The sequence below is a fragment of the Marinobacter bryozoorum genome, from assembly GCF_023156245.1.
GTDB lineage: Bacteria > Pseudomonadota > Gammaproteobacteria > Pseudomonadales > Oleiphilaceae > Marinobacter > Marinobacter bryozoorum.
Genome location: NZ_JAKZAH010000102.1, coordinates 1 through 1,348, shown reverse-complemented (window position 1 = coordinate 1,348; position 1,348 = coordinate 1). Strand labels below are relative to the sequence as shown.

The following is a 1,348-nucleotide window of genomic DNA, read 5'->3' as shown; positions in this document are numbered from 1 at the left end:
ACAAGGTCTCGCCGGAGTTACTGAGGCCTCTGCGTGACGTGAAGTAGGTCAACTACGTCGTAGGATGAACGCTTACGACAATAGTGCTGGGAAGAAGAGTATAATAACCCAGGATCTCCGTCGGGTCGTCCTCATCTTCAATCAGTACATAAGTCCGTGTCGCCATCTTCTGGCTGCTTTGCCGGGCAATTTTCTTTAAGAACTCGTTGAGTGCAGGCTTACCACAGTCAAATTTTCGCCGATTGTGCTTTTTACTGATTTCTTCGGTTCTTAAAGTCACCAGCCAACTTCCTGTGGTTGAGTGCAGCTTCCCGAAGCTTTGGGTTAATCGGCTCAGGGTTATCCAGCAGCTCCAGCATAAGATCAGCACTTTGCCGGGAAACCTGAATCTGTAGCGCCTGACGCTCGGCCTCTTGTGCTTCTTTCTTTGCAGCGTAAACCAGGAACTGACTCAAGCTGCGGCCCGTTAACTCTGCTGCATGAGCAATAAGCCTCTGTGTTTCTTCATCGACACGGGCCACCAGGCGAGTGTCTTTACTTTGTGTGTTCATCATATTTTTCACCGATGGTGGGATAGTCTCGACTGGAACCCAAGAAAACCCTCTTCCTTGATAAAAATGACTCTACGAAATCAACCTGTGTGTGCCATTTTGGCATACTTAATTTCCTCAATCAACATTGTGTGCCAATTTGGCACATTAAATCTATAAGGCTCTCAGCTGGACCAGGTCGCAAAGCGAACATTCAGATGGTGCGATAACGCCTTGGCTTTGCGGTGCACCGAAGCGCCAGCGTTGCTGCGTCCGACAACAGCCACTGGTTATATGGCACGTAAACGATCCCGCCGAGCTACTCTGCGTGACTCCGCGTAAAGTCGTCAACTTCATCGTATACGGTCACGGAAATCCGCTGAGCTATCTCCCGCATTCCCTTCATCTCGGACGGATTATCCGCCACCCAGAAGGTCTTCCAGTTCTCTACTGAATCCCACTTTGCCACTGTCAGAATTTCAGTCGGATCTTCTGGGCTACGAAGCATAAAGCTTCCCAACGCTCCCGCCACAGTCTCATGTATGTGATTCGTGGTGCGGCTCCACACCTCTTGGAAGTTTGCGATGTCATCTTCCTTTACTTTCCAGCGGTAAATTACCCGAATCACCTTACCCCCTTCTCAAATAAGAGCAATTAGGCAGCGAGCTTTATCATTGCAGAAATTGGTTCTCTTCCATTTCGTGTGGAACATTAGCTTGAAACCATTCGCTGTAATGGCGCCTGGAACGGGTTTGCTGGCAGATGCTTGAGCTTGCCGGCAATCAGAAAGCAGATGGCAATGAAGTGGCTCGCCGTGC

At 49.6% G+C, this 1,348-nt stretch carries 2 protein-coding genes; both read right to left on the bottom strand.

Going from position 1 to position 1,348, the window contains the following annotated elements:
• Nucleotides 1-251: 251 nt before the first annotated feature.
• Nucleotides 252-554 (bottom strand): type II toxin-antitoxin system TacA family antitoxin, encoded by a 303-nt coding sequence (locus MLC59_RS19710; protein WP_248237299.1) that lies wholly within the window; start codon nt 552-554, stop codon nt 252-254.
• 295 nt (nt 555-849) lie between these two features.
• Entirely contained in the window at nt 850-1,158 is a 309-nt protein-coding gene (locus MLC59_RS19705) for an antibiotic biosynthesis monooxygenase family protein (protein ID WP_345799795.1), read from the bottom strand.
• Nucleotides 1,159-1,348: the final 190 nt, after the last annotated feature.